The 20,138-nt window shown below is 51.8% G+C and carries 20 protein-coding genes; 6 read left to right on the forward strand and 14 right to left on the reverse strand.

All coding sequences use genetic code 11. The features are described from left to right. Nucleotides 1-35: 35 nt before the first annotated feature. The 4 genes from WKI47_RS08735 to WKI47_RS08750 all read right to left on the reverse strand — a co-directional run bounded on the left by WKI47_RS08735 (nt 36) and on the right by WKI47_RS08750 (nt 3,218). Nucleotides 36-1,112, reverse strand: a complete 1,077-nt coding sequence (locus WKI47_RS08735) for an NAD(P)-dependent alcohol dehydrogenase (protein ID WP_340226769.1) — start codon at nt 1,110-1,112, stop codon at nt 36-38. Between the two features lie 249 nt (nt 1,113-1,361). Continuing rightward, entirely contained in the window at nt 1,362-1,718 is a 357-nt protein-coding gene (locus WKI47_RS08740; protein WP_340226770.1) for a glyoxalase superfamily protein, read from the reverse strand. Between the two features lie 14 nt (nt 1,719-1,732). Then, nucleotides 1,733-2,491: a hypothetical protein gene (locus tag WKI47_RS08745; protein WP_340226771.1), complete on the reverse strand. Its 759-nt coding sequence runs from the start codon at nt 2,489-2,491 to the stop codon at nt 1,733-1,735. 178 nt (nt 2,492-2,669) lie between these two features. Beyond that, on the reverse strand, nt 2,670-3,218 hold the full coding sequence (locus WKI47_RS08750; RefSeq protein ID WP_340226772.1) for a GrpB family protein: 549 nt from the start codon (nt 3,216-3,218) through the stop codon (nt 2,670-2,672). 392 nt (nt 3,219-3,610) lie between these two features. On the opposite strand from WKI47_RS08750, the gene WKI47_RS08755 reads away from it, so the two are divergent. Beyond that, nucleotides 3,611-5,602 carry a Na+/H+ antiporter gene (locus tag WKI47_RS08755; protein WP_340226811.1) on the forward strand — a complete coding sequence of 664 codons (1,992 nt, stop codon included), beginning with the start codon at nt 3,611-3,613 and terminating at the stop codon, nt 5,600-5,602. A gap of 734 nt (nt 5,603-6,336) precedes the next feature. Here the strand turns inward: WKI47_RS08755 and WKI47_RS08760 are convergent. Together WKI47_RS08760 and WKI47_RS08765 are read right to left on the reverse strand one after the other, a co-directional pair. Then, nucleotides 6,337-8,544, reverse strand: coding sequence for an alpha-galactosidase (locus WKI47_RS08760; RefSeq protein ID WP_340226773.1), 2,208 nt, complete (start codon nt 8,542-8,544; stop codon nt 6,337-6,339). Nucleotides 8,545-8,845: 301 nt separating this feature from the next. Continuing rightward, entirely contained in the window at nt 8,846-10,180 is a 1,335-nt protein-coding gene (locus WKI47_RS08765; RefSeq protein WP_340226774.1) for a glycoside hydrolase family 30 protein, read from the reverse strand. A 118-nt stretch (nt 10,181-10,298) separates the two neighbouring features. Between WKI47_RS08765 and WKI47_RS08770 the strand changes: the two genes are divergently transcribed. Next, complete coding sequence (locus tag WKI47_RS08770) at nt 10,299-11,219, forward strand: AraC family transcriptional regulator (protein ID WP_340226775.1); 921 nt, start codon at nt 10,299-10,301, stop codon at nt 11,217-11,219. Between the two features lie 58 nt (nt 11,220-11,277). On the opposite strand, the gene WKI47_RS08775 is transcribed toward WKI47_RS08770, so the two are convergent. The 3 genes from WKI47_RS08775 to WKI47_RS08785 form a co-directional block, all read right to left on the reverse strand. Further along, nucleotides 11,278-12,099 carry an SRPBCC domain-containing protein gene (locus tag WKI47_RS08775; RefSeq protein WP_340226776.1) on the reverse strand — a complete coding sequence of 274 codons (822 nt, stop codon included), beginning with the start codon at nt 12,097-12,099 and terminating at the stop codon, nt 11,278-11,280. 279 nt (nt 12,100-12,378) lie between these two features. Beyond that, nucleotides 12,379-13,014 carry a DUF3885 domain-containing protein gene (locus WKI47_RS08780; protein ID WP_340226777.1) on the reverse strand — a complete coding sequence of 212 codons (636 nt, stop codon included), beginning with the start codon at nt 13,012-13,014 and terminating at the stop codon, nt 12,379-12,381. 17 nt (nt 13,015-13,031) lie between these two features. Next, a complete protein-coding gene (locus WKI47_RS08785; RefSeq protein ID WP_340226778.1) occupies nt 13,032-13,895 on the reverse strand; it encodes an alpha/beta hydrolase in 864 nt (287 codons plus the stop codon). 134 nt (nt 13,896-14,029) lie between these two features. Between WKI47_RS08785 and WKI47_RS08790 the strand changes: the two genes are divergently transcribed. Further along, nucleotides 14,030-14,941, forward strand: a complete 912-nt coding sequence (locus tag WKI47_RS08790) for a LysR family transcriptional regulator (RefSeq protein ID WP_340226779.1) — start codon at nt 14,030-14,032, stop codon at nt 14,939-14,941. Nucleotides 14,942-14,947: 6 nt separating this feature from the next. On the opposite strand, the gene WKI47_RS08795 is transcribed toward WKI47_RS08790, so the two are convergent. Then, entirely contained in the window at nt 14,948-15,610 is a 663-nt protein-coding gene (locus WKI47_RS08795; protein WP_340226780.1) for a cysteine peptidase family C39 domain-containing protein, read from the reverse strand. Nucleotides 15,611-15,705: 95 nt separating this feature from the next. Between WKI47_RS08795 and WKI47_RS08800 the strand changes: the two genes are divergently transcribed. Further along, complete coding sequence (locus tag WKI47_RS08800; RefSeq protein ID WP_340226781.1) at nt 15,706-16,182, forward strand: GNAT family N-acetyltransferase; 477 nt, start codon at nt 15,706-15,708, stop codon at nt 16,180-16,182. Between the two features lie 8 nt (nt 16,183-16,190). On the opposite strand, the gene WKI47_RS08805 is transcribed toward WKI47_RS08800, so the two are convergent. The 4 genes from WKI47_RS08805 to WKI47_RS08820 form a co-directional block, all read right to left on the reverse strand. Then, complete coding sequence (locus tag WKI47_RS08805) at nt 16,191-16,472, reverse strand: hypothetical protein (RefSeq protein ID WP_340226782.1); 282 nt, start codon at nt 16,470-16,472, stop codon at nt 16,191-16,193. Nucleotides 16,473-16,484: 12 nt separating this feature from the next. Then, complete coding sequence (locus tag WKI47_RS08810) at nt 16,485-16,661, reverse strand: hypothetical protein (protein ID WP_340226783.1); 177 nt, start codon at nt 16,659-16,661, stop codon at nt 16,485-16,487. A 97-nt stretch (nt 16,662-16,758) separates the two neighbouring features. After that, nucleotides 16,759-17,133 (reverse strand): retropepsin-like aspartic protease, encoded by a 375-nt coding sequence (locus WKI47_RS08815; RefSeq protein ID WP_340226784.1) that lies wholly within the window; start codon nt 17,131-17,133, stop codon nt 16,759-16,761. After that, on the reverse strand, nt 17,117-17,380 hold the full coding sequence (locus tag WKI47_RS08820) for a hypothetical protein (RefSeq protein ID WP_340226785.1): 264 nt from the start codon (nt 17,378-17,380) through the stop codon (nt 17,117-17,119). The genes WKI47_RS08815 and WKI47_RS08820 overlap by 17 nt, the downstream gene beginning before the upstream one ends. Nucleotides 17,381-17,582: 202 nt before the next feature. Between WKI47_RS08820 and WKI47_RS08825 the strand changes: the two genes are divergently transcribed. Then, a complete protein-coding gene (locus WKI47_RS08825; RefSeq protein WP_340226786.1) occupies nt 17,583-18,659 on the forward strand; it encodes a YheC/YheD family protein in 1,077 nt (358 codons plus the stop codon). Beyond that, entirely contained in the window at nt 18,656-19,696 is a 1,041-nt protein-coding gene (locus WKI47_RS08830; RefSeq protein ID WP_340226787.1) for a YheC/YheD family protein, read from the forward strand. Before WKI47_RS08825 ends, WKI47_RS08830 begins: the two co-directional genes overlap by 4 nt. Nucleotides 19,697-20,138: the final 442 nt, after the last annotated feature.

Consider the following 20,138-nt stretch of genomic DNA (forward strand, 5'->3'; position numbering starts at 1 on the left):
CGGTTTTAAATACTCCGGTTCAACATTCATAATCGTTATGTAGACATTATAGGGTTCGGATACACGACGACTTTCAAACACTCGCTTTTATGATTCAACGCCCGCTCCATCGCCTCATGCGTACGCTCCAGCGGAAACTTGTCCGTCACCAGAACCGAAGCGTCGATCTGCCCGGAGGAGAGAAATTCGATGCCTTTTGGATAGGTGTTGGCGTAGCGGAAAATGCCGTAAATATCCACTTCGTTGTCCGCGATAAAAGGTACGTTCAGCGGAATCTCCGCCTGCGCGGGCAAGCCGACGATCGCCAATTTGCCGCCACGGCCGAGACTGCCCAGGGCGGATTGCAGTGCTTTCGGATTGCCGGCTGTTTCCCACGCGGTGTCGACGCCTTTTCCGTCCGTGATTTCCTTAATCGCTGCGACGGCATCTTGTTCCAACACGTTGATCGTATGCGTCGCGCCCATCTTTTTCGCAGCCTCCAGACGCAGCGGTTCGAGATCCGTCACGATGATCGTCGCCGCTCCGTAAGCTTTCGCAGCCGCAACCGCCATCAAGCCGACCGGCCCCATGCCCATGATCGCAATGCTCGACCCCGGCTGAAGCTTGGAGCGGCTGGCCGCATGGATGCCGACCGAAAAAGGCTCGACGAGAGCCGCTTCTTCATACGACAAATGGTCTGGAATCGGAAATACGAAGTCCTGGCGCATTTTCAAATACTGGACAAAGGCTCCGTCATACGGCGGCGTTGCCAAAAACTCGACTTTCGGACACAGATTGTAGCGGCCCGCTTTGCACATTTCGCATTTGCCGCACGTTACGCCCGGCTCGATCGCGACGCGGTCGCCGACTTGGAATCGATTCGCTTCGCTACCTACAGCCGCAATCTCTCCCGCACATTCATGTCCAAGAATAAAAGGCCCGTCTACCACATAAGGACCGATTCGCCCATGATCGTAATAATGCAGGTCGGAACCGCAAATGCCTACAGCCATCACTTTAATTAATACCTCATCCGCAGCAATCTCGGGTACGGGAATTTCCTCGATCGTAATTTCTCTCAATCGGTGCATCACGGCGGCTTTCATCGTAGCGGGGACTTGAGTGGTCGTCATCGTCAGCATCCTTTCCGAAATAAATAGAAATAGAGTTCGCAGCACATAAAGATAACGCTTCCAAATAAATGCCTGGAATACGTTTCGCTCTTTTATTCTACCTATGTTTCGGAAACTTGTATACAAGAAAAATCTATTTTAATACTATATTTAAGCCGTTTTCGTTTTATTTCATACGTCTAGTATACATCTGAAAATTATTGCTCCACAGCCGTTCCTCGCTTTTTCGCCTTCATGCACTTTTTTCGACTATTCGTAAAAAATAACGCGGTTGCCGAACGGGTCGGTGACGGCCAGTTCTTTCAATCCCCAAGGCTTCTCGTGGATAGCCGGACGCAGCGAGCGATACGGCTTGTCCGTCAATTCCCGGTGTAGCGCCTGCAAGTCTTCGACCCCGATCCGAACGGCCGCACCCGGCGTGCAGTCCCCGTGATGTTCGGACAGGTGCAGCGCAACAGGCCCTCGCGAGACTTGAACGTACAAAGGCATATGCGCTTCGAACCGATGCTCCCAGTCCACTTGAAATCCCAAATAATCAATATAAAAAGCTCTTGCGATCTCCTCGTCAAAAATACGCAAAATCGGAATGATATTTTTCAGTTCCATGATAAAACCTCCTTTTAAGATCGTTCAACCAACCGTCCGCTTAGCCAAAACGTACCGCTCAAAATCTCGCCTTCCCGCACTTCCCGTTCGCCGACCAGCCGCTCGTCTGCCACGACGTCGATATCCCCGCCCAGCGTCCGCACAAGCACCCATTGAAAATACGATCCGCTGAGTTCGTTCTTCACCCAGCCCGAACGCAGTACGGTTCCGCTGAACACGGCTGTCGAGACCGCTTCGCCGCCTTGATCGTTCAGCCCCGTCGACACAAAATGATGAGCCGGGACAATCTGCGCCGTCAACGACTGGCTGAGCTGGTAATGTTCGTACTCGACTTCGTTGGCAAAAAGATTCAGTTCATGCGCGAACGCCGCCAACTGTACGTGCCGCAAAAAAGGCTGGCCCAGCGGTCCGTAACGGTCCCGGTCCGGCAGGTCGAACACGAACGAATACAGCCCTTCGCCCGGTTTGCCCGGATCGGCTCCCGCCCGCGCGTAAAACGTCCCGTCCAGCTCGTTAGCGTCTTCGCGCAATACTTCCGCTTCGATCCCGATCTCCATCAATCCGGCTCCCGTAAAATGCGGGTGCATCCCGATCGCCACACCCTCGCTGTTGAGCTGAAGCCATAACTCTGCTCCTCCTCCGGCTTCCAAACGAACATAAGCGCCTTGCTGCGTCTGCATTAACGTGCCGTGTTCATACGCATAATTGGCAAGCTGCAAAAAATCTTCTTCCTCCTGCATTTGAAATCCCAGCATCGTCATATGATTAATCATCGAAACCCTCCCAAGCGCGACATATGTCCTGATTCATACTTTACCCTGTGATGCCCATCCAATCAAACCATCGCATGGTCCATACCTATTCGCTTGCGATCATCGCTACGGAGATCGTTAGCAGCAGATTAATTTGGGCTTCGTTCATGGTATGCTGCCGAAAAAGACATAGCGTAACTCAATAATCGCTTGCTGCCGGTTTCCAGCCTGTCTGTTGGCTCCATCGGCTGGCTTCCTGCATAATTTTCCAAACGATCGTTTCTTTGCCGTCCACGTATAGTTCTCGCTCATGCGGCGTCGAATACCGTTGGGCCAACACGTGCTTCTCCTTCGCATACAATTGCTGCCACTCCTTGCTCTGCCGCAGGAAATCACGGAATAACAAAGCAAACTGTTCCGACCAGCTTCCCGCTTCACGCACATGGATATGGGTTCGGCGCATCCCTTGCTTTTCGCGGAAATAACGCTTGGTGAGATCCGGGTTGTTGCTGCGGCAACGGTAGCCGACGACTTCGAGCGCAGATCGATAAGCCATCGGCTCCAGCTTATTCACGGAGATTTGAATATCAATGACAGGCTTCGCATCAAGTCCGGGAACTGCCGTTGAACCGATATGGTCGATACGCAGCGCTTCGTCTCGGATCGCTTCGCGCAGTTTCTTGGCGATTGTGTTGAACTCTGTCTGCCAATGCGCATCATAGGGGACGATAACTACGGGTTCTTGCATATTCACAGCCCTCTTTCTAATGGAATTGTGTCTTGATTCTATGCCGAAATAAGTTGTCGATTATGAATGAGAAACGGATAACGGTATAGTCGCTTGCGTAAGCTGATCCCGATTTTCCAAATGAATGAGCATTTTTTGCATTACGTCCGAATCGTCATCGAATCTCCAGCTTTCCAGCATAGGCAGCTCCACGCGACCTTTTTGAAAATAACGCTTATCCACCCATTACGTAATCCTCCCGATCCATGCGAATACGATCTGTGATGGCTTGGATGATCCTAACATTTCAACTCCATTATATCGCTTAAGGGTATACATTTTCCTGGAAATCAAGTATGTATGAACAGACACGTTACGAACTCCTTATCAGAAAGACGGTGACGCACTTGGAAATGTTCGAACTTATTTTGTTGATGCTATCGGCGATTGCGCTGTCCAATCTGATCAATCGTTTTGTTCCTTCGGTATCGGTTCCGATTATTCAGATCGCGCTCGGCGTCGGATTGACGTTTTTGCCGACGCATTTCGAGATTACGCTCAATCCGGAGTTGTTCCTGCTGCTGTTTATCGCGCCGCTGCTGTTCAACGACGGGCGCATGACGGACCGGAAATCGTTTTGGAGTTTGCGGAAACCGATTCTGCTGCTCGCGCTCGGTCTGGTCTTCGTCACGGTAGCTTCGCTTGGCTATATGCTGAACTGGCTTCTTCCGTCTCTTCCGTTAGCAGCGGCTTTCGCGTTGGCGGCAGCGCTCGCTCCGACAGACGCGATTGCGGTCGGAGCGTTGGAGGATAAAGTCGCGATCCCGCATCGGACGATGAAGATTCTGGAAGGCGAGTCGCTGATCAACGATGCTTCGGGTCTGGTATCGTTCCAATTCGCCGTAGCGGCGATGGTGACCGGAGCGTTCTCGATCTGGTCGGCGGGTCTGGCTTTCGTGGGGATTTCGCTTGGCGGAATCGCGCTGGGTCTGGTCATGACGTTTTTGAAGCAAATATTCGTGATGTGGCTGCGGCGGCTCGGGATGGAGACGGTCACGCTGCATATGCTGATCGAAGTGCTGACGCCGTTCCTGATCTTCCTGACGGCAGAAAAGCTCGGAGTCAACGGCATTTTGGCGGCGGTAAGCGCAGGGGTCGCTCATTCGATCGGCTACCGCAAGCTGAATCCCGAGATCGCCAAGCTGAACATCGTTTCCAAAAGTACCTGGTCGGTGATCATTTTCGTGCTAAACGGCCTGGTGTTCCTGCTGCTCGGTACCCAACTGCCGGAGATCGTGCGTACGATCTGGGAAAGCCGGGAAATCAGCAACCTCGAAGCGATCGGCCATTCCTTGCTGCTGACGGTTCTGCTGCTCGGTATTCGATTTGTTTGGGTGTTGCTGACCCGGGTGACGGAGGCGAAAGACAGCGGTAACGAACATCGTCATGCGCAGCCCGGCCGATTCAAAAACGCTCTGATCTTCAGCCTCGCCGGCGTACGCGGTACGATCACGCTCGCGAGTGCGCTGTCGCTGCCTTTTTTGCTCGATGACGGCACCCGTTTTCCCGAACGCCACCTCATTATTTTCCTGGCCGCCGGGGTGATTCTTTGGACGCTGCTGGCTGCCAATTACCTCCTTCCGCTGCTGATCCACAACGAGGAGACGCCGGAAAACGAAGATGTACAGGCAGAGCTTGAGATTTTACGCGGCGTCGTGGTTGCGCTGAACGATCAAGCGAACACGGAAAACGGCACAGCGGTGAAAATCGTCGCCCATATGTACAACCAGCGTATTTTCAAACTTAAGCAAACGTCTCAACTGGGAGAGTCTCCGCAGACCCTGATGATCCAAACGCTCAAGTGGCAAAAAGAATATGCGACGCAAGCGGCACGCAGCCAACAAGTCAATCCGTTCGTGGCTTATCGCTTTGTGCGTCAGTTGAACAAGCTGCTGTATCGGTATACCCGCGATCGAAGTTATCTGACCGAACTGCGGCGGCTGCCTCGGGGCAGCATGAAGCAATTGAGACAATTCGTCGATCCGTCCGCCGATACGCTGAAAGAACGCAGACGTTCCGAAGACGCGTTTAAAACAGAGGTTAGCGATCACGTCGTGGAACGGCTTCAAGCGCTGTTGGCCTCCGATCAAACGGACATCGAAGCGGAAGATATTCATGTGGCACTGCTGCGGTATGAACAGTTCCAGCTTCGTCGGGAAAAAGATCCCGAAGCCCTCGCTGCTCGTCGAAGCTCCGAGGAGGAATTGGACGAGGTAGCCCGTGTAGGCATTCAACTGGAACGCGACGAGATTCAGCGGATGTTCGAGAATGGTAAGCTGTCGCGGAACGGGATGAAGGAGATGAAAAATAATTTGTTGGTGATGGAGCATGATTTGAGGGGGTAGGTGGAAGGGTGGCGCTGCGGGAGAAATTGCCAGCATAGGCTTCCGAAGTGCATTTCTTCGAAATGCTTCACAATCTGCTGGGGCCTTCCACGGTGGGGGTTAGAGTTTAAAGAAAAGAGAGAAGCAATAAGAGAAATAAATGCAGTTCTGCACTTATTTCGACGTGATTGGGATTGAAATCAAAAATAAGTGTACAGATGCAATTATTTGAGCGGAAACAAAGAGATTTGGCGATAGGAAGAGGAATTAGTTGCATTTGAGCACTTATTGATTAGAAAAGGCGGATCTGGAGAAAAATAAGTGAAGTCCTGCACTTATTTCGAGGAAAGTGGTAGTGAAAACTGTAGAGAAGGCGGGATTTATCTAGGGCGTGTACGCAAACTCAGGCGACGTGCATCTTGAGCTGCCTTTTCGCCCTCCTCTACGTCACTTTCCCTTGACGTGCCCCGGCACGCCTTCGGAAAAGTTCCTGGATGAGAACGAAAATTCAGCTCAATCTGCGCCCTTCGGGGTTTGCGTACACACCCTAGTCGGTTTGGGGCGGGAGCGGGGGAACGAATCCGGGTAGCAATGAGATAGTCGAGCTTACGAATTCGCACGAAAAAGAGCTGTTCCGGCCGTGGAATACGGGCTGGGAACAGCTTTTTGCGTTCGAATCGGAAGGAAGCGGCGTTACTCGGCCGCTCCCCTTCCCTATTCGACCGTCTCTCCTGACTCCGTTACCGATCAGGCGATCAGACTTCTCGGATGACGTAGAGTACGCTTTGGAAGTCGCCGTTTAGCATCGGCAGAGGAAGGCCGAAGTTCATGAGTTCGTCGCCGCCGTAGACTTGGCCGCTTTCGCCTGTGCCTAGACGGCCTTCGACGGTGTAGCGTTTGATTGGATCAAGGCCTTTGAGCTTCATGCGGCGCAGCGGCGCGTTCGGCTCGCCGAGTACGCGGAAGTAGGCGGCAAATGCTTGGGAACGGTCTTCGGACACGTAAGCCCAAGCGGTGTCGTTGCCTTCGAACGGGTTTTTGATCCGGTAGAAGTTGCCGAACTGGATCAGGTCACGCAGTTCTTTGTATTGTTGAACTTGCGCTTTCACTGCCGTTTTCTCTTCTTCGGTGAACTTCGTCAGGTCGAGTTCGTAGCCGAAGTTGCCGCTCATCGCGACGTGTCCGCGCATTTCGAGCGGCGTGAGGCGGCCGACCTGGTGGTTCGGAACCGCGGATACGTGCGCGCCCATGCTGCTCGCCGGATACACGATGCTCGTTCCGTATTGAATCTTCAGACGCTCGACCGCATCGCTGTCGTCGCTCGTCCAAGTCTGAGGCATGTAATACAGCATGCCGGGATCGAAGCGTCCGCCGCCGCCGGAGCAGCTTTCGAACAGGATATGCGGGAAGCGCGACACGATGCGTTCCAGCACGTCGTACAAGCCGAGGATATACCGGTGAGCCGTCTCGCGTTGGCGATTGGCCGCAAGCAACTCCGAACCGATCTCGGTCATGTTGCGGTTCATATCCCATTTTACATAAGTGATCGGCGCCGATTCCAGCACTTTGGACACGGAATCCACGATATAGTCGCAGACGTCTTGACGCGACAAATCGAGAATCAACTGGCGTCTTGCTTCCGTTCGGCTGCGGTTCGGCACATGCAGGCACCAATCGGGATGATTGCGATACAGTTCGCTGTTCGGCGATACCATCTCCGGTTCGAACCACAATCCGAATTCCATGCCGGTCGCGGTAATATCGCTAGCGAGCTTGGACAATCCTTCCGGCAGCTTGCGGGAATCTTCGAACCAATCCCCGAGCGAGCTGTCGTCGCTATCGCGTTTGCCAAACCAGCCGTCGTCGAGCACGAACAATTCGATGCCCAGTTCTTGGCCGGATGCCGCGATTTCTTTGATTTTGTCCGCATTGAAGTTAAAATACGTCGCTTCCCAGTTGTTGACCAGGATCGGACGCGCTTTGTCGCGGAATTCACCGCGGCTTAGGCGGGTACGGTACAGCTTGTGATACGTGCGCGACATCCCGCCGAGCCCTTCCGAAGACCGAACCATGACCGCTTCCGGCGCTTGGAATGTTTCGCCCGCTTCGAGTCTCCATTCGAAGTCGAACGGCTGAATCCCGAGCTGCGCGCGTGCCGTTCCGTACGAATCGACTTCGACCTGCCCCAGGAAGCCACCGCTATAGACCAGACTCAATCCGTACACTTCGCCGAAGTCTTCGCCCGAATCTTTGGCAAGCAACGCGATAAACGGGTTCTGGTTGTGGCTGCTCGAACCGCGCTTGCTGTCAATGCGATGGATGCCCGGGACCAGATCGCGCTTGTGAATATGACGCTCGCGAATCCATGCGCCGGAAAGCTGCATGAACTCGAAATCGCTATGGTTGAAGTCTACGCTGGCGCTGAGCGCGCGGCCGAGCGCGATCGCGTCTTGCCCCTCGTTGATAAAACGAACCGAGCGGGTAATGACGTCCAGCCCGTTAAATACGCTATAGCTCAGCACCACGCGCAGACCCGTTAATTCGTCGCGCAAATGCAGATGCAGCGTATCCGCTTCGTTGTCATGTTCCACGTAAGTCGCCGGAAGTCCCTCAAGCGCAGGCTTGCCGGATAATATCTCATGGCGCTCATACACAAGGCGGCTGATCGTTGTTCCGTCCGCATAACGCGCTTCGAAAGCAGGCTCGCGGAAATCGCCGCTGCCGTACGACGGATATTCCTGAGGCAGCGTATCGAGCGAGAATTGCATCGCATCCGCGCTCAGGTTCGGGTGGAACGAACAACGCTCAATCGAGAAAATATGTTTATCGAACGTTTCCTGAGACAACTTGGGTCCCCAGTATACATGTGCAGGGTGCGCCGACTCGACAAGCTCGATCACGTAACTGGATGCCGCCGATTGCAGATGGAACGTTTGATGGTTGGAATCGAAGAAAATAGGCAAGGGAAAATCCTCCATTTCGGACTAGGTTTAACGCTATAAGCAATACTGAACCGATAATACCAAGACTGCCCGGTAGCCGCAAACGACTTGCATGGCATGATCCCAGTTTAATTACTGATAACAATCCCAGTATAAAAGGAAAGCAGTTAAATAGAGAATGTCAGGATGTATGATGTGCATGTCATAAAGCAAGATAAGCATATAAAATCTAAAGCGCTTCCTCACTTTCTTGCTAAACATGCCAAAAAGCTTCGCGGCGTCGTTTTCCCGCGAAGCTTTTTTTTACCGTCGACGATTAGCCCTACCCGATCACAATCGTATTAAACGAACCCGCCGCCAGCTCAAAACGCAGCGTCTGTCCGTCATGTTCCAAATCCAATTCCCGACTGTCCGCAAACGGATTATTCACGATCACCACGAGGCTGCCGTCCGGGTTGCGGAACGCCGTGGACTTACCGGCCCATGGCCCTGCAAGTCCGATCCGGTAAGCGCCGGGCACGACACAACGGGCATAATGCTTCATCACGTAATACTCCGGGTTGAGCGTCAGTTGCCCACTTCCGGGTTCTACCGTCACCATCGAATTCTGCTCCCAGCCCCATGTGCTGCGGCCTTTCGGTTCAAGCGTCATATTCCAGTAGATATAAGCATTTACGCCGTTCGCGAAATAGTGCTGGAACAGATTGTACACGTAACGCGCGTAGCCCCAACTGTTCAAGCCGTCGCCGCATTCGTTTTCCGTTTGCATATAACGCAGTTCGGGATAGCTGGCAACCGTTCGCTGAATCGCGTGCTTGCCCGCCCATTGATAGCCGACCCCTTTGATATACCGATATGCCTGCGGATCGCTCAGCACGACGGCGGCGTAATCGTCGAAATCGGTCGTTTTTTTCTTGATCAGCTCTTCCCACGGGTCCGGCGCGTTGATCGTGCCGAGCCAAATCTCCGTATCCAGTCCGTGCTCCTCGAAGGCCGGGCCCAAGTAGTCGGCAATAAATTCGCGCAACTGCTCGCCCGTCCAGACGCACGAAGGAAACTTTTGATCCGCGATGACCTCGTTTTGCACATGGATCTGATGGATCGTAATCCCTTCTTCGCGGTAAGCCTGCACGAACTTCACGAAATACAGCGCATATGCCTTCAGTACCTCCGGCTCCCAGCGTAATGTCCCGTAGTTATAAGCTTTCGGCGTCTTCATCCAGGTCGGCGGGCTCCACGGCGAGGCAAAAAGCTTCAGATCCGGATTATAGCTTAACGCCTCGCGAATATACGGAATCAAAGACTTGAAATCCCGCTCGATCGAAAAATGCTGCATCCCGTAATCGCCGTCGTGCTCGTTATGGCTGTACCACTCTTCCGCATAGTCGCTTGCCCCGATCGGGAGTCGGCAAACCGTGAACCGATGCTCGCCTTCCGGGTGGAATAGCGCGTGCATCAATTGCTGACGCTTTTCCTGATCCAAATGCTCCAACGCCCGATAACCCAATTCGTTGAAGCAGCCTCCGAAGCCTTCGACCTGTTGGAATTGCTGCCCGGTAAACGACAAATTGGCGCTACCTTCGACTTGTTTATACTCTTTCTTTTGCCAAGCGTTTTGTTCGTCCGTATAAAAATGTTGAATGTTCAAACGGGTCATATTTGCGTTTCCTCCTTGGTCTTGCGTGTCTGAAACCAATACGTTACAGTCATTATAGCAATCGCTTTCACAAATGCAGATACGCTAATCCAAGCAAAACTTGCCCTAATCCAAGGTGGTGAATCTTATCGAAATCCCTGAAAATTACCGCTCTTATCTATCGCCGCAATCAAGCTGGATGCCGGCCATCGATTGGAACGTGAAGCTGTTCGGCGCGCATACCCAGGAAGTCCCCTGCGGCTGGAAGGTGCCCGAAGAATCGCATACGGCGTTCGAGCTGATGCTGATCCTGCGCGGCTCGCAACGTACGAGGCTGGAGCGAATCCGATACGATCTGCGCGAAGGCGATATCCTGCTTATTCCGCCCGGCGTGCGCCATGCGACAGATTGCCGGGAGCCGGAAGGCTTGCATTATTTTATCGCGCATTTCAATCTCGACGATCCATTGTTCCGGCAAGCGATGCGTCGCTGCGGCCCGCTGCATTTCCGTTCCGGCAGCGAGGATAACGAACGTTTGAAATCCACGATGCAAAAATGGGTGCGGTTGATCCATAGCGACGGCCAATATACTACCGCAGATCTGTTTCGTATTCAGGCCGGATTGTTTGAAGTGCTGCATTTGCTTGCAGAGTATGCTTCGAATCACACGGAGACGAGCGTATCGCCGACGGCCGGACACTACGCGACTCTGATTGCCCAGTCGATCAAGTCGGCTTTTAGCATGGAAAACGTTCAGGAGCAGAAGCTTCAGCACGGCGATATCCGAATCGAGCAGATCGCGGCAGATCTCGGTATCAGCCCCGGTTACGCGCTCGAAGTATTTCGTCAGGTATACGGCACTTCGCCGCGCAGCTATCTGTCGGAGCTTAAGCTTCACGAAGCCAAACAGCTTATTCAGCAACCGGATCTCGCTCTCACCGCAATCGCGGCTATGCTCGGATACTCCACCCTGCCTCATTTCAGCCGGCAGTTTAAGCGTTGGACCGGTATGAGCCCGCGCGAATATCGGCAAAAGTCAGGCCATGTAAAGGTGTTTTGAATAGCGCTGCGCCCGAATCAAAAAGCCGCAGATCTATAATCGGCGGCTTAACGGTGGATTAACTCACGATCCGTTCCAAATTTTGCAGCGTGGAGGCCAGGGCCTGCTCATGGTCTTTCTGTCCGATTCCGCTCGGCACCTGCTCGCAAGTCACCATGACCTCTGTCCCGCTGCCTGACGCTTGCAGCTTCCAGGTCATACGCATTTCTCCGGCAAAAGCAGGATCGGGCGAGTCGAACGTAACCGCCTGCACAATCTTTTCTCCGGGAATCAATTCGACGAACCGCCCTTCCACGATGTCCGTGTCTGCTGACGACTTTCCCGCAGCCGATCCCGATCCGTTCAGATGGGTCAGAACCATCCGGTAAGCACCGCCCGCTTGCGGTTCGAAGCGTTCGATTTTCCCCTTCATGCCCTCCGGCGGCAGCCAGCGAACCAGCACGTCCGGATCAACGAATGCCCAATACAGCTTCTGCGGCGAGGCTTGAATGGTACGGAAAGCCGAGTCCGTACGCGGACCTTGGACGCTGCCCGTTCTTTCCTGCGCAAAACCCGATGTCGGCAAAGCATTTGCCACACGTACATCCGATTCCTGCTCAGTAGCGACTGTAATGCGCTGCATCTCCGATCGACTCAACGGACGTAACGCCTGAAATAGCCCTACTCCGGCCAAAATAGCTCCGAGCGTCCGATAAGCGGCAATTCCGCTCTGCTGCACCAACCAAAACCTCGTTCCCGAACCGTACTCATCCTGACTGCTTGTCAACGAATCCGCCTGAGCCAGTCCAAACTCCGTACTCCGCAGTACAAGCAATATGCCGACAATGCCCAACAGCAGCGAAATTCCTCTCAGCGCAAACGACAACGACGACTTTTTCATGGGGCACTCCTCTCGGAAGCAAAAGGTCTGACCGCCTTTTCGCATTCAGTTGGTGGCTTATGATCCAAATTACGCTCAAAAGCTGTTCCATGAATCATCTGTCGTCCTCTTTTCGTGTTGCATTAATCCAAATTTTTCCTGCAAACAGCAAATAAACCGTCATACAAACCAACATGATCCGAAAGACTTTTCGATTTCCGCGGAACGGGTACGCGGCAAATTCCTGTCGGTTCCCGCTTGGATAAAAAATCGTTAATCAGGTTGTGCCTTGCGCAGATTTTAAGCAAATATGGTTTCGATTCGTTGACGGTCGTACTCTAAGACCCAATCATTGCAAGCCGTATACACTTCGCGTAATGCGTCCGTCGAAGTCGAGATCACATCGCAGCCCCGATCGTCGTAGACATGAAAGATTGTCCCGGTCGTTTTGTTAATCACGTATACCTCATGCTTGATCGACGGTTTGATATTAAAATCCGCATTGCACAACGATCGAACCAGATGCGCGGATCGGAGATCCCGACTTTGGCACTCCAACACAAACCGATGCGTTTCGATATTTTCGTCGTCTTCTCCGTCAGCATAAATGTACGGAATCGCGACCTGACTGAGCTTTCTCAATATCCGATAATCGTTGACCCGACGGCGGTACACATTCAGCTTCCGCTCATGACGACGCAGCCGATCAAGGAAATGAGCGTTCGTCACCACCAACAGTTTATCTTCTTCCTGATGCAGCCATCCATACAGATGTACCGCCCGGTCGCCGGCTTCGCGCAAGTAGCGTTCTTTTTCCGACATGTCCAATTCAGGATCGCCAAGCTCGAAGCGGATTCCGATGCCCCATGAGTAGAAAAGGGGCTTGCGCAAAGGCAAGCCCGGAAATTGCTTATCCATAAAATCGTTTAAGATCACATACCTTACCTCCTCGGTCAATCCTTTTCCACATGCTCCAAAAACCGCAGCATAAGCGCCGCGATTTCATCCGTATGCGTCTCTAGCGCAAAATGTCCGGCATCCAAGAGATGAATTTCCGCAGACGGAAGATCGCGCTTGTACGCCTCAGCTCCGGCAGGAAGGAAAGCAGGATCGTTTTTTCCCCATACGGCCAGAAATGGAGGTTGGTACTGTCGGAAATACGCCTGAAATTCGGGATAAAGCTTCACATTGGTCCGATAATCCAAAATCAGGTCCAATTGAATTTCTTCGGCTTCCGGACGCTCCATATAGGCAATATCCAACGAGTATCCGTCCGGCGATACAAGGTCGGCGTCCGCTCCGTGCAAATACTGGAAGTCCCGTATCGTTTCCGGCGCCAAGGAATCGCGGCATGCTTCGCGATTCTCCGGCGTCGGCGAATGCCAATAGTTCTCCCAAGGTCCCCAAGCTTCGCTAAACCCTTCCAGATACGCGTTGCCGTTCTGGCTGACGATCGCTTGAACGCGCTCGGGATGAACCAAGGCCAGTCGGTATCCGACAGGCGCGCCGTAGTCGAATACGTACAGGACATACTTATTCAAAGCCAATGCCTCGGTAAACCCTTCAATGATTTTGAACAAATTATCGAACGTGAACTCGAATTGTCCGTGCGGCGGCGTTTGCGTTTGCCCGAAACCGGCCAGATCCGGCGCGATAACGCGATAATGCTCGGCTATCTTCGGAATCAGGTCACGGAACATATGACTCGACGACGGAAATCCGTGCAGCAATAAAAGAATCGGACCGTCTTTCGGACCGGCTTCGCGATAAAAAACATCAACCTCTCCCACTTTTTGCTGCCGATAACGAATGTTCATCTTATTGCATCTCCCTCACTATTTTTTATTCACACAAATAACTAAAGAGATCGTATAATATAATCATCTATTTGACTAACGAATAATTCGAATGCTTATGATTTCAAAATGAAATACGAAAGGTTGATCCGAACATGATTGATGCGTTGGAAGGGCGGTTTTTTCTGGCTTTTATCGCGTTGATGGAGGAAAAAAGCTTCAGCCGGGCCGCCGAGCGTTTGGGTTATGTGCAGTCCACGATCACGACGCATATTCAGCAGTTGGAAAAGATCGTCGGGCAAAAATTGGTGCATCGTTATCCGAGAGGCATGGAACTGACCGAGGCGGGGAAAGTATTTGCGCAGTACGCGTATCAATACGTCCATTTGATTCGATCGCTGGACGAGCATATGCACGAATTGACCGAGCCGTCCGGCACGATCCGGATCAGGGCGCAGGAATCCTTTTTCCTGACGCGAATGCTTCCTTTTATTCAAGCCTATACAAGCAGCATGCCGAGCGTGAACGTGCGGATCGAACACGGGACGCATCAGGATATTCTAAACGGCGTATTGAATCACGAACTGGACTTCGGCATCGTTCCGCAAAATCCGAATCGGCATGAACTGCTGTTCGATCCGATGCTGGAAGAAACGATCGTGTTTGCCGCATCGGAACCCGTCGCCCGGCAGGTGCAGAAGGCGGGAGCGCAGGTGCTCGGCGATCAACTGTTTATTAGTAACGGCACGTCGTGCTTATATCATACGTCGGCCTCGGATGTGTTGAAAAAAGCCGGCATTACGGTAAAAGATGCTTTGGAGCTGCCCAGCCTGGAGATGATCAAACAATATGTAAGCTGCGGAAAAGGGTTTGCCTTGGTCCCCGAAATCGCGATCCGCAACGAAATCCAGACGGGCACGCTTCAAGTCCTGCCTTTTGCTCCCGAAATGAATTTTACGCACGGCCTGATCGCTCACCGCAACCGGGAGCACAGTGCGACCGCCAAAGGATTTCAAACCGCGTTGATGGATTTTTATCGGACACCCAACATCCTTTCGCCAAGTTGACCGTCTTCACGCTTTCCCTTCGACCACGATATAAGACTGCTTGTAAAAAGGATTCGTCCGCCACAGTTTTTCCAGCTCGGAGATCGGCAGTTTGCGGTTGTAGCCGTTCGCTGTGGAGTTGGTTTTGTGCTTCAACGATTCGGCCAGGTACAGATGCTCGCGGTCATACCCGACCACGGGAGCGAAATGCGCATATCTTTTACCCGGAAAAACTTTGATAAACGCGATCACGGGAACGCCGAGGCTGACCCTTTTTTTGAGCGTCTCGATATTCCCTCGGTAAAACGAAGCTTGATAGCCCATACGCCGGAAAAGAACCAGAATCCCGCGCGGATCGACCGTACCGTCCAGCAGCTTGCGCGGAAAGCCTTTGTACAATTCATTTCCGTCCGTTTCGACCCCCAGATGCCGCAACATGTAAGCGCTCGAAAAAGCGGCACATTCCGTTTTCGGCTGAAGATCGGTCCGGTTCGGCGTGTCGATCAGAAAGCTGTCCGGCCTATCCGTTGTGCGAATAGTATCTTTTGTGGGCAGCGCGTGATAATACGGAAGCAGCGCGGCGATCCCCAGTCCGGTGACGGCCAAAGCCACGTCCAGAGCGTCTACCTTTTTTGGCACCGAACCCTTGATCTGTCGTTCGTCTGCTTGCGGCTCAAACTGATTTTTCATATTTCTGTATCCTCCTTTTGCCACGACCGTTTATACTGAATAAGTTCGTTTTTTGTAAGCGTTATCCATTCTATTTTGGAAGGAGCAGATATATCATGATCTCTCTTTGTAAAATCACCCTGGAGAACCGTCGCCAAATCTTCAATCTGGAAGTCGCCGACGATCAAAATCGCTTCGTGACGTCCAATCTGTCCAGCGTCGCTTCCTGTTATGTCCTGTTGACGAACGGCGGCACGCCTTTTCCTCTGGCTATATACGCAGATGAGCAGCCTGTCGGCTTCGTGATGATTACGTACGGCATCACCGGTTACGAAATCCCGTCGATCGCGCACGACAGTTACTGTATTTTACGCCTGATGATTGATCGGGAGTACCAGGGAAAAGGCTACGGACGCGAAGCCATGATTAAGATTTTGGAATTTATTCGCACCTATCCTGCCGGGCCTGCCACATACTGCTGGATTCAGTATGAAGCCGATAATGTTGCCGCGAAAAAGTTGTACGAAAGCTTCGGCTTCCGCGATAACGGCGAAGTGTGCGACAATGAGCCGGTGACGGTACTGAAGTTATAGACGAATGACTAAGGAAACTCAACGGCTTGCGATGATGCCGCCAAACGTTCACGTAGTTCCTTATCACTTAAGTATCTCGTCAATCCGTCCAACTCCGCTGAAGCAAACCAATCCGGGTCGATCTGGGGATCGCCACCGAATTTCACTACATGCGTAACCGAATCCGGCGGCATGTAAATATTGTGAGGATGCTTGGGATGAACGTGTATACTCTCTCCTTTTTCAAGCAAACGCAATACGAAATCCTGCTCATCCGTTAACTCTGCATAAACGATCCAGCCTTTTTCCACGATATAAATTTCCTACATCCGCTCATGAAAATGGCTATTCTGCCAAGCTCCATCCGCCGCGCTCTCCGTACGAATATAGGAACTGCCGTCGGAACCGACCAATCGGAAACGCTTTTCTCCGTTATCCATTTCGTGATGCACAGCTTTGATTCCCAATGATTCCTCTTGTTCGGCAGACATGGATTTCATTTTATGTGTCTCCTTTCTAAACCGAACTAAGACAAAAAGCGATTTGCCTTTTATTGAAGGTAAATCGCTTTAGTTTTCTTTCTCTGCACCTAAAAAACTAGGGTAAACGTAATTCCAATTTACTTAGATCGATAATAAAGCCGCTCTTTTTTAAGATATCCAATCCAAGAAGACCTTTATGTTCTTTCGGCAAGACCCCAATGTCAATCTCCACGCCTGTAACTGACGTTTGTCCGATTCGAATTTCATCCATCACTTTTGTATAAAAAGGAACACTTCCTCCGATTCCGTAGGCTTCATATACGATATCTCCTGTCTCGTAACAAATACCTATCTCTTCAACGGCATCAGGACTTATAACAGTGTGCGAAGCGCCAGTGTCAATCACGACATCATCAACTTGCAAGGAAACTCCTCTGAATGTAAGAAACAACGAAGTCGTAATCAGATTGCCGTCATAGTTGATCTTCATGATTTTGACGTCTCACTCTCATCAATGGATCTCTGCGAATTCGAATAATGAATTCGGGATGGGTTGTGTGATACACGAACTTACCGGGTTCTGTTCGAAAAAATTCCTTATTCGCTTCTGAATCAGACAAAGCACGAATAGGAGCTACTTCATCCACGATTTTCTTTTCGCCCTCTTCATGATAGCCCAAGATCGAAACCAGGACGAATTGGTCGGGGAAAAGTGTTCTTACTTCCTGCCATTTCATGTTCACTCCTCCTTGGGTTCGTTTTTCGAAAAGATTCAATCCTATTTTACCATAGTGCGCATCCGATCGTTCATGAGTCCTTGTCCTTTCCTTTTCGGAGTCAAGTTGCCCTTTTGGAATTCATTTTTTTGGCGTATCTTCGAATTAGGGTAAAATGGGCTTAAGCCAATTATACCATCCAGAATGCAGGAGGCAGAATTCCATGAACCCCAAACCCCTGATCGGCATGATGCTGGGCTGGCCGGTCCGACAAGATTTGATGAGAGCGTGTTCACTGGCGGCTTCGCATTACGGAGCGGACTTTTATTTTTTTCAGACTCGCGATATTAAGGAAGATACGATTATCGGCATGCGGTTGGAAGACAATCAATGGTTGGAAAAAGAGTTCCGCTATCCCGACGTTATTTACGACAATACCCGCCGCAGAGGCAATCCGTTGTTCAAGGAAGCGTACCGCAAACTGGAACATGTCCCGATGGGCCATACGCTCCGCAGCCGTTCGATGGGCAAAACGAAAGTGTACAACATGATCCGCGGCGACGAAGAACTCAAAAAGCATCTGATCCCGTTCATGACGCTGCGCGAAGCGGAAAAAGGCTGGGCGTTTATCGAAAAGCACAAACGCGTCATCCTGAAGCCGGACGGCGGGTTCATGGGCAGGGACGCGTTTACGCTCGTGTTGAAAAAAAACGGCACCGTCGAACTGTCGGACCAGCAGCATCTGCATCGGCTGGACCGGCAGCAAACGCTTGACCTGCTCGAAGGAATGATCCCGCTCAAGTATTGCGCCCAAAAAATGATCCGCAGCGTGACGCCGCACGGTTTTCCTTTTCATATTCGCGTGCACGTCTCCAAAAACGGGCAAAATCAATGGACCGTGCCGTACAAATCGGTCACGATGTCGCTGATGACGCAGGTCAAAGTCACCAACAGCGATTTTACGTATCGGGGAACGAGTACGTGGAAAGACTTTTTGGAACATCAATTCGGCGAAGACGAAGGCGGGCCGACGGACGAAAGTTTGAAAGAATACGGACTGAAGCTGGCGGCGTTTTTGGAAAAAAAGATCGACGGCGAATTTCATGAGGTCGGCTTGGATCTCGGCGTCGACAGCAAAGGCAAGTTCTGGCTGTTCGAAGCGGGACTCGGACTTCCGCGTTCGCCGTATTACCAGATGCAGGCGTCGCTGCCCGCGATCGCGTACACGCTGTACGTGCTCAAACGGCATCGCGGGGAATTGGACGAGGACGGACAGCCGATGAAGGAGGAGCAAGAATGAACCGAAAACCGTTGATCGGCATGATGCTGGGGTGGAAAATCCCGCCGGATTTGCCGCGCGCTTGCGCGGTGGCGGCAGCGTATCACGGAGCGGACTTTTACTATTTTCGCATGTCCGGCATCAAAGAAAACACCATCATCGGCATGAAGCTGGAAAACGACGAATGGGTCAGCGGCGAGTTTCCGTACCCCGACGCGATCTACGACTACACGAGGCGGCGCGGCATCGCTTTGTTCGCGGAAGCGTACCGCAAGCTCGAAGGCATCCCGATGGGCCACACGATCAAAGGACGTTCCATGAACAAAAGCAAAGTGTACCGGATCATTCAACGAAACGAGCAGCTTAGCCAAAGCCTGATCCCGTACATGACCGTCAAAGATTCCGACAGCCTGATGGCGTTTATCGAGCGGCACGAAAAAGTCATTTTCAAAACGAACGGCGGATATTTGGGTAAAAACGCGCTGACGGTCGAATTGAAAAACGATGTGATCGAGCTGTTCGATCAGCAGTATCTGCATCGCTTTTCGCGCGAAGATCTGCCTCGTTTGACCGAAATGCTCAAAGCCAAAAAGTATTTCGCGCAAAAAATGATCCACAGCGTAACCCCGCAAGGCCATCCTTTTCACGTGCGCGTCCATCTGTCCAAAAACGGCCAAAACCGCTGGACCGTAGCTTTTCATTCGATCGGCTTGTCGCTGACTCCGCATGTCCGGGTCACCAACTCCGAAAGCACGTATCGCGGTACCAGCACGTGGGGAGACTTTTTGCGCAATCAGTTCGGCGAAAAAGAAGACGGCCCTCTGCATCTTCGTATCGACGACTATGCTTTGCGCATGGCGAATTATCTGGAAGAAGCAAGCGGCGGCGGCTTTCAGGAAGTCGCGCTCGATCTCGGCCTCGATGACCGCAAACGCATCTGGTTATTCGAAGCCGGTATCGGCCTGCCCGGCACTTCGTATTACCAGCTTCAGATGGCGCTTCCGGCGATAGCCTATACGCTGTATGTACTGAAAAAGCAGCGCGGGGAGATCGAGTAGACGATTCCGATCCGGGTTCCGAAAAAATAAAAGCATGTTCGCATTTATTGGGTTGTTCGCCATTTTACCGAAAGCTTAGGGTATCGTTAGAGCTTTTCGGAACGACGTAAAAAATCAGTGTTTCCGTGGGAAAAAGGCCGCTCTTGGGAGCGGCCTTCGGTTGTCGGGAAAAAGAATGAAAGGGTTCGCCCGCTTGATGAGGTTCGATAGCCCAGTGTGGCTCGATGACCCAATGTGGTTGAAATAAGCGCTAAAATACACTTATTTCGATCGATTTGCTCCCGAATCTTCAAACAAGTGCGAATCTGCAACTATTTGAAAAAAAAACGAGTAAAATAGCCCAAGAGCGAGCAATTAAGTGTATATCCGCACTTATTCTTCCGAGAACGTAAAATTCGAAGAAAAAAAGTGCATATTCGCACTTATTTTCAAAATCCGCATC

Origin of the sequence: Saccharibacillus sacchari, assembly GCF_037722395.1 — a bacterium.
In the GTDB taxonomy this organism is placed as follows: Bacteria; Bacillota; Bacilli; order Paenibacillales; family Paenibacillaceae; genus Saccharibacillus; species Saccharibacillus sacchari_A.

Excerpts from the sequence above, each read along its gene's own strand:
- WKI47_RS08735 (WP_340226769.1), bottom strand. The coding sequence starts at position 1,112 with ATGACGACCACTCAAGTCCCCGCTACGATGAAAGCCGCCGTGATGCAC.
- WKI47_RS08740 (WP_340226770.1), bottom strand. The coding sequence starts at position 1,718 with ATGGAACTGAAAAATATCATTCCGATTTTGCGTATTTTTGACGAGGAG.
- WKI47_RS08745 (WP_340226771.1), bottom strand. The coding sequence starts at position 2,491 with ATGATTAATCATATGACGATGCTGGGATTTCAAATGCAGGAGGAAGAA.
- WKI47_RS08750 (WP_340226772.1), bottom strand. The coding sequence starts at position 3,218 with ATGCAAGAACCCGTAGTTATCGTCCCCTATGATGCGCATTGGCAGACA.
- WKI47_RS08755 (WP_340226811.1), top strand. The coding sequence starts at position 3,611 with ATGTTCGAACTTATTTTGTTGATGCTATCGGCGATTGCGCTGTCCAAT.
- WKI47_RS08765 (WP_340226774.1), bottom strand. The coding sequence starts at position 10,180 with ATGACCCGTTTGAACATTCAACATTTTTATACGGACGAACAAAACGCT.
- WKI47_RS08775 (WP_340226776.1), bottom strand. The coding sequence starts at position 12,099 with ATGAAAAAGTCGTCGTTGTCGTTTGCGCTGAGAGGAATTTCGCTGCTG.
- WKI47_RS08785 (WP_340226778.1), bottom strand. The coding sequence starts at position 13,895 with ATGAACATTCGTTATCGGCAGCAAAAAGTGGGAGAGGTTGATGTTTTT.
- WKI47_RS08790 (WP_340226779.1), top strand. The coding sequence starts at position 14,030 with ATGATTGATGCGTTGGAAGGGCGGTTTTTTCTGGCTTTTATCGCGTTG.
- WKI47_RS08795 (WP_340226780.1), bottom strand. The coding sequence starts at position 15,610 with ATGAAAAATCAGTTTGAGCCGCAAGCAGACGAACGACAGATCAAGGGT.
- WKI47_RS08800 (WP_340226781.1), top strand. The coding sequence starts at position 15,706 with ATGATCTCTCTTTGTAAAATCACCCTGGAGAACCGTCGCCAAATCTTC.
- WKI47_RS08810 (WP_340226783.1), bottom strand. The coding sequence starts at position 16,661 with ATGAAATCCATGTCTGCCGAACAAGAGGAATCATTGGGAATCAAAGCT.
- WKI47_RS08815 (WP_340226784.1), bottom strand. The coding sequence starts at position 17,133 with ATGAAGATCAACTATGACGGCAATCTGATTACGACTTCGTTGTTTCTT.
- WKI47_RS08820 (WP_340226785.1), bottom strand. The coding sequence starts at position 17,380 with ATGAAATGGCAGGAAGTAAGAACACTTTTCCCCGACCAATTCGTCCTG.
- WKI47_RS08825 (WP_340226786.1), top strand. The coding sequence starts at position 17,583 with ATGAACCCCAAACCCCTGATCGGCATGATGCTGGGCTGGCCGGTCCGA.
- WKI47_RS08830 (WP_340226787.1), top strand. The coding sequence starts at position 18,656 with ATGAACCGAAAACCGTTGATCGGCATGATGCTGGGGTGGAAAATCCCG.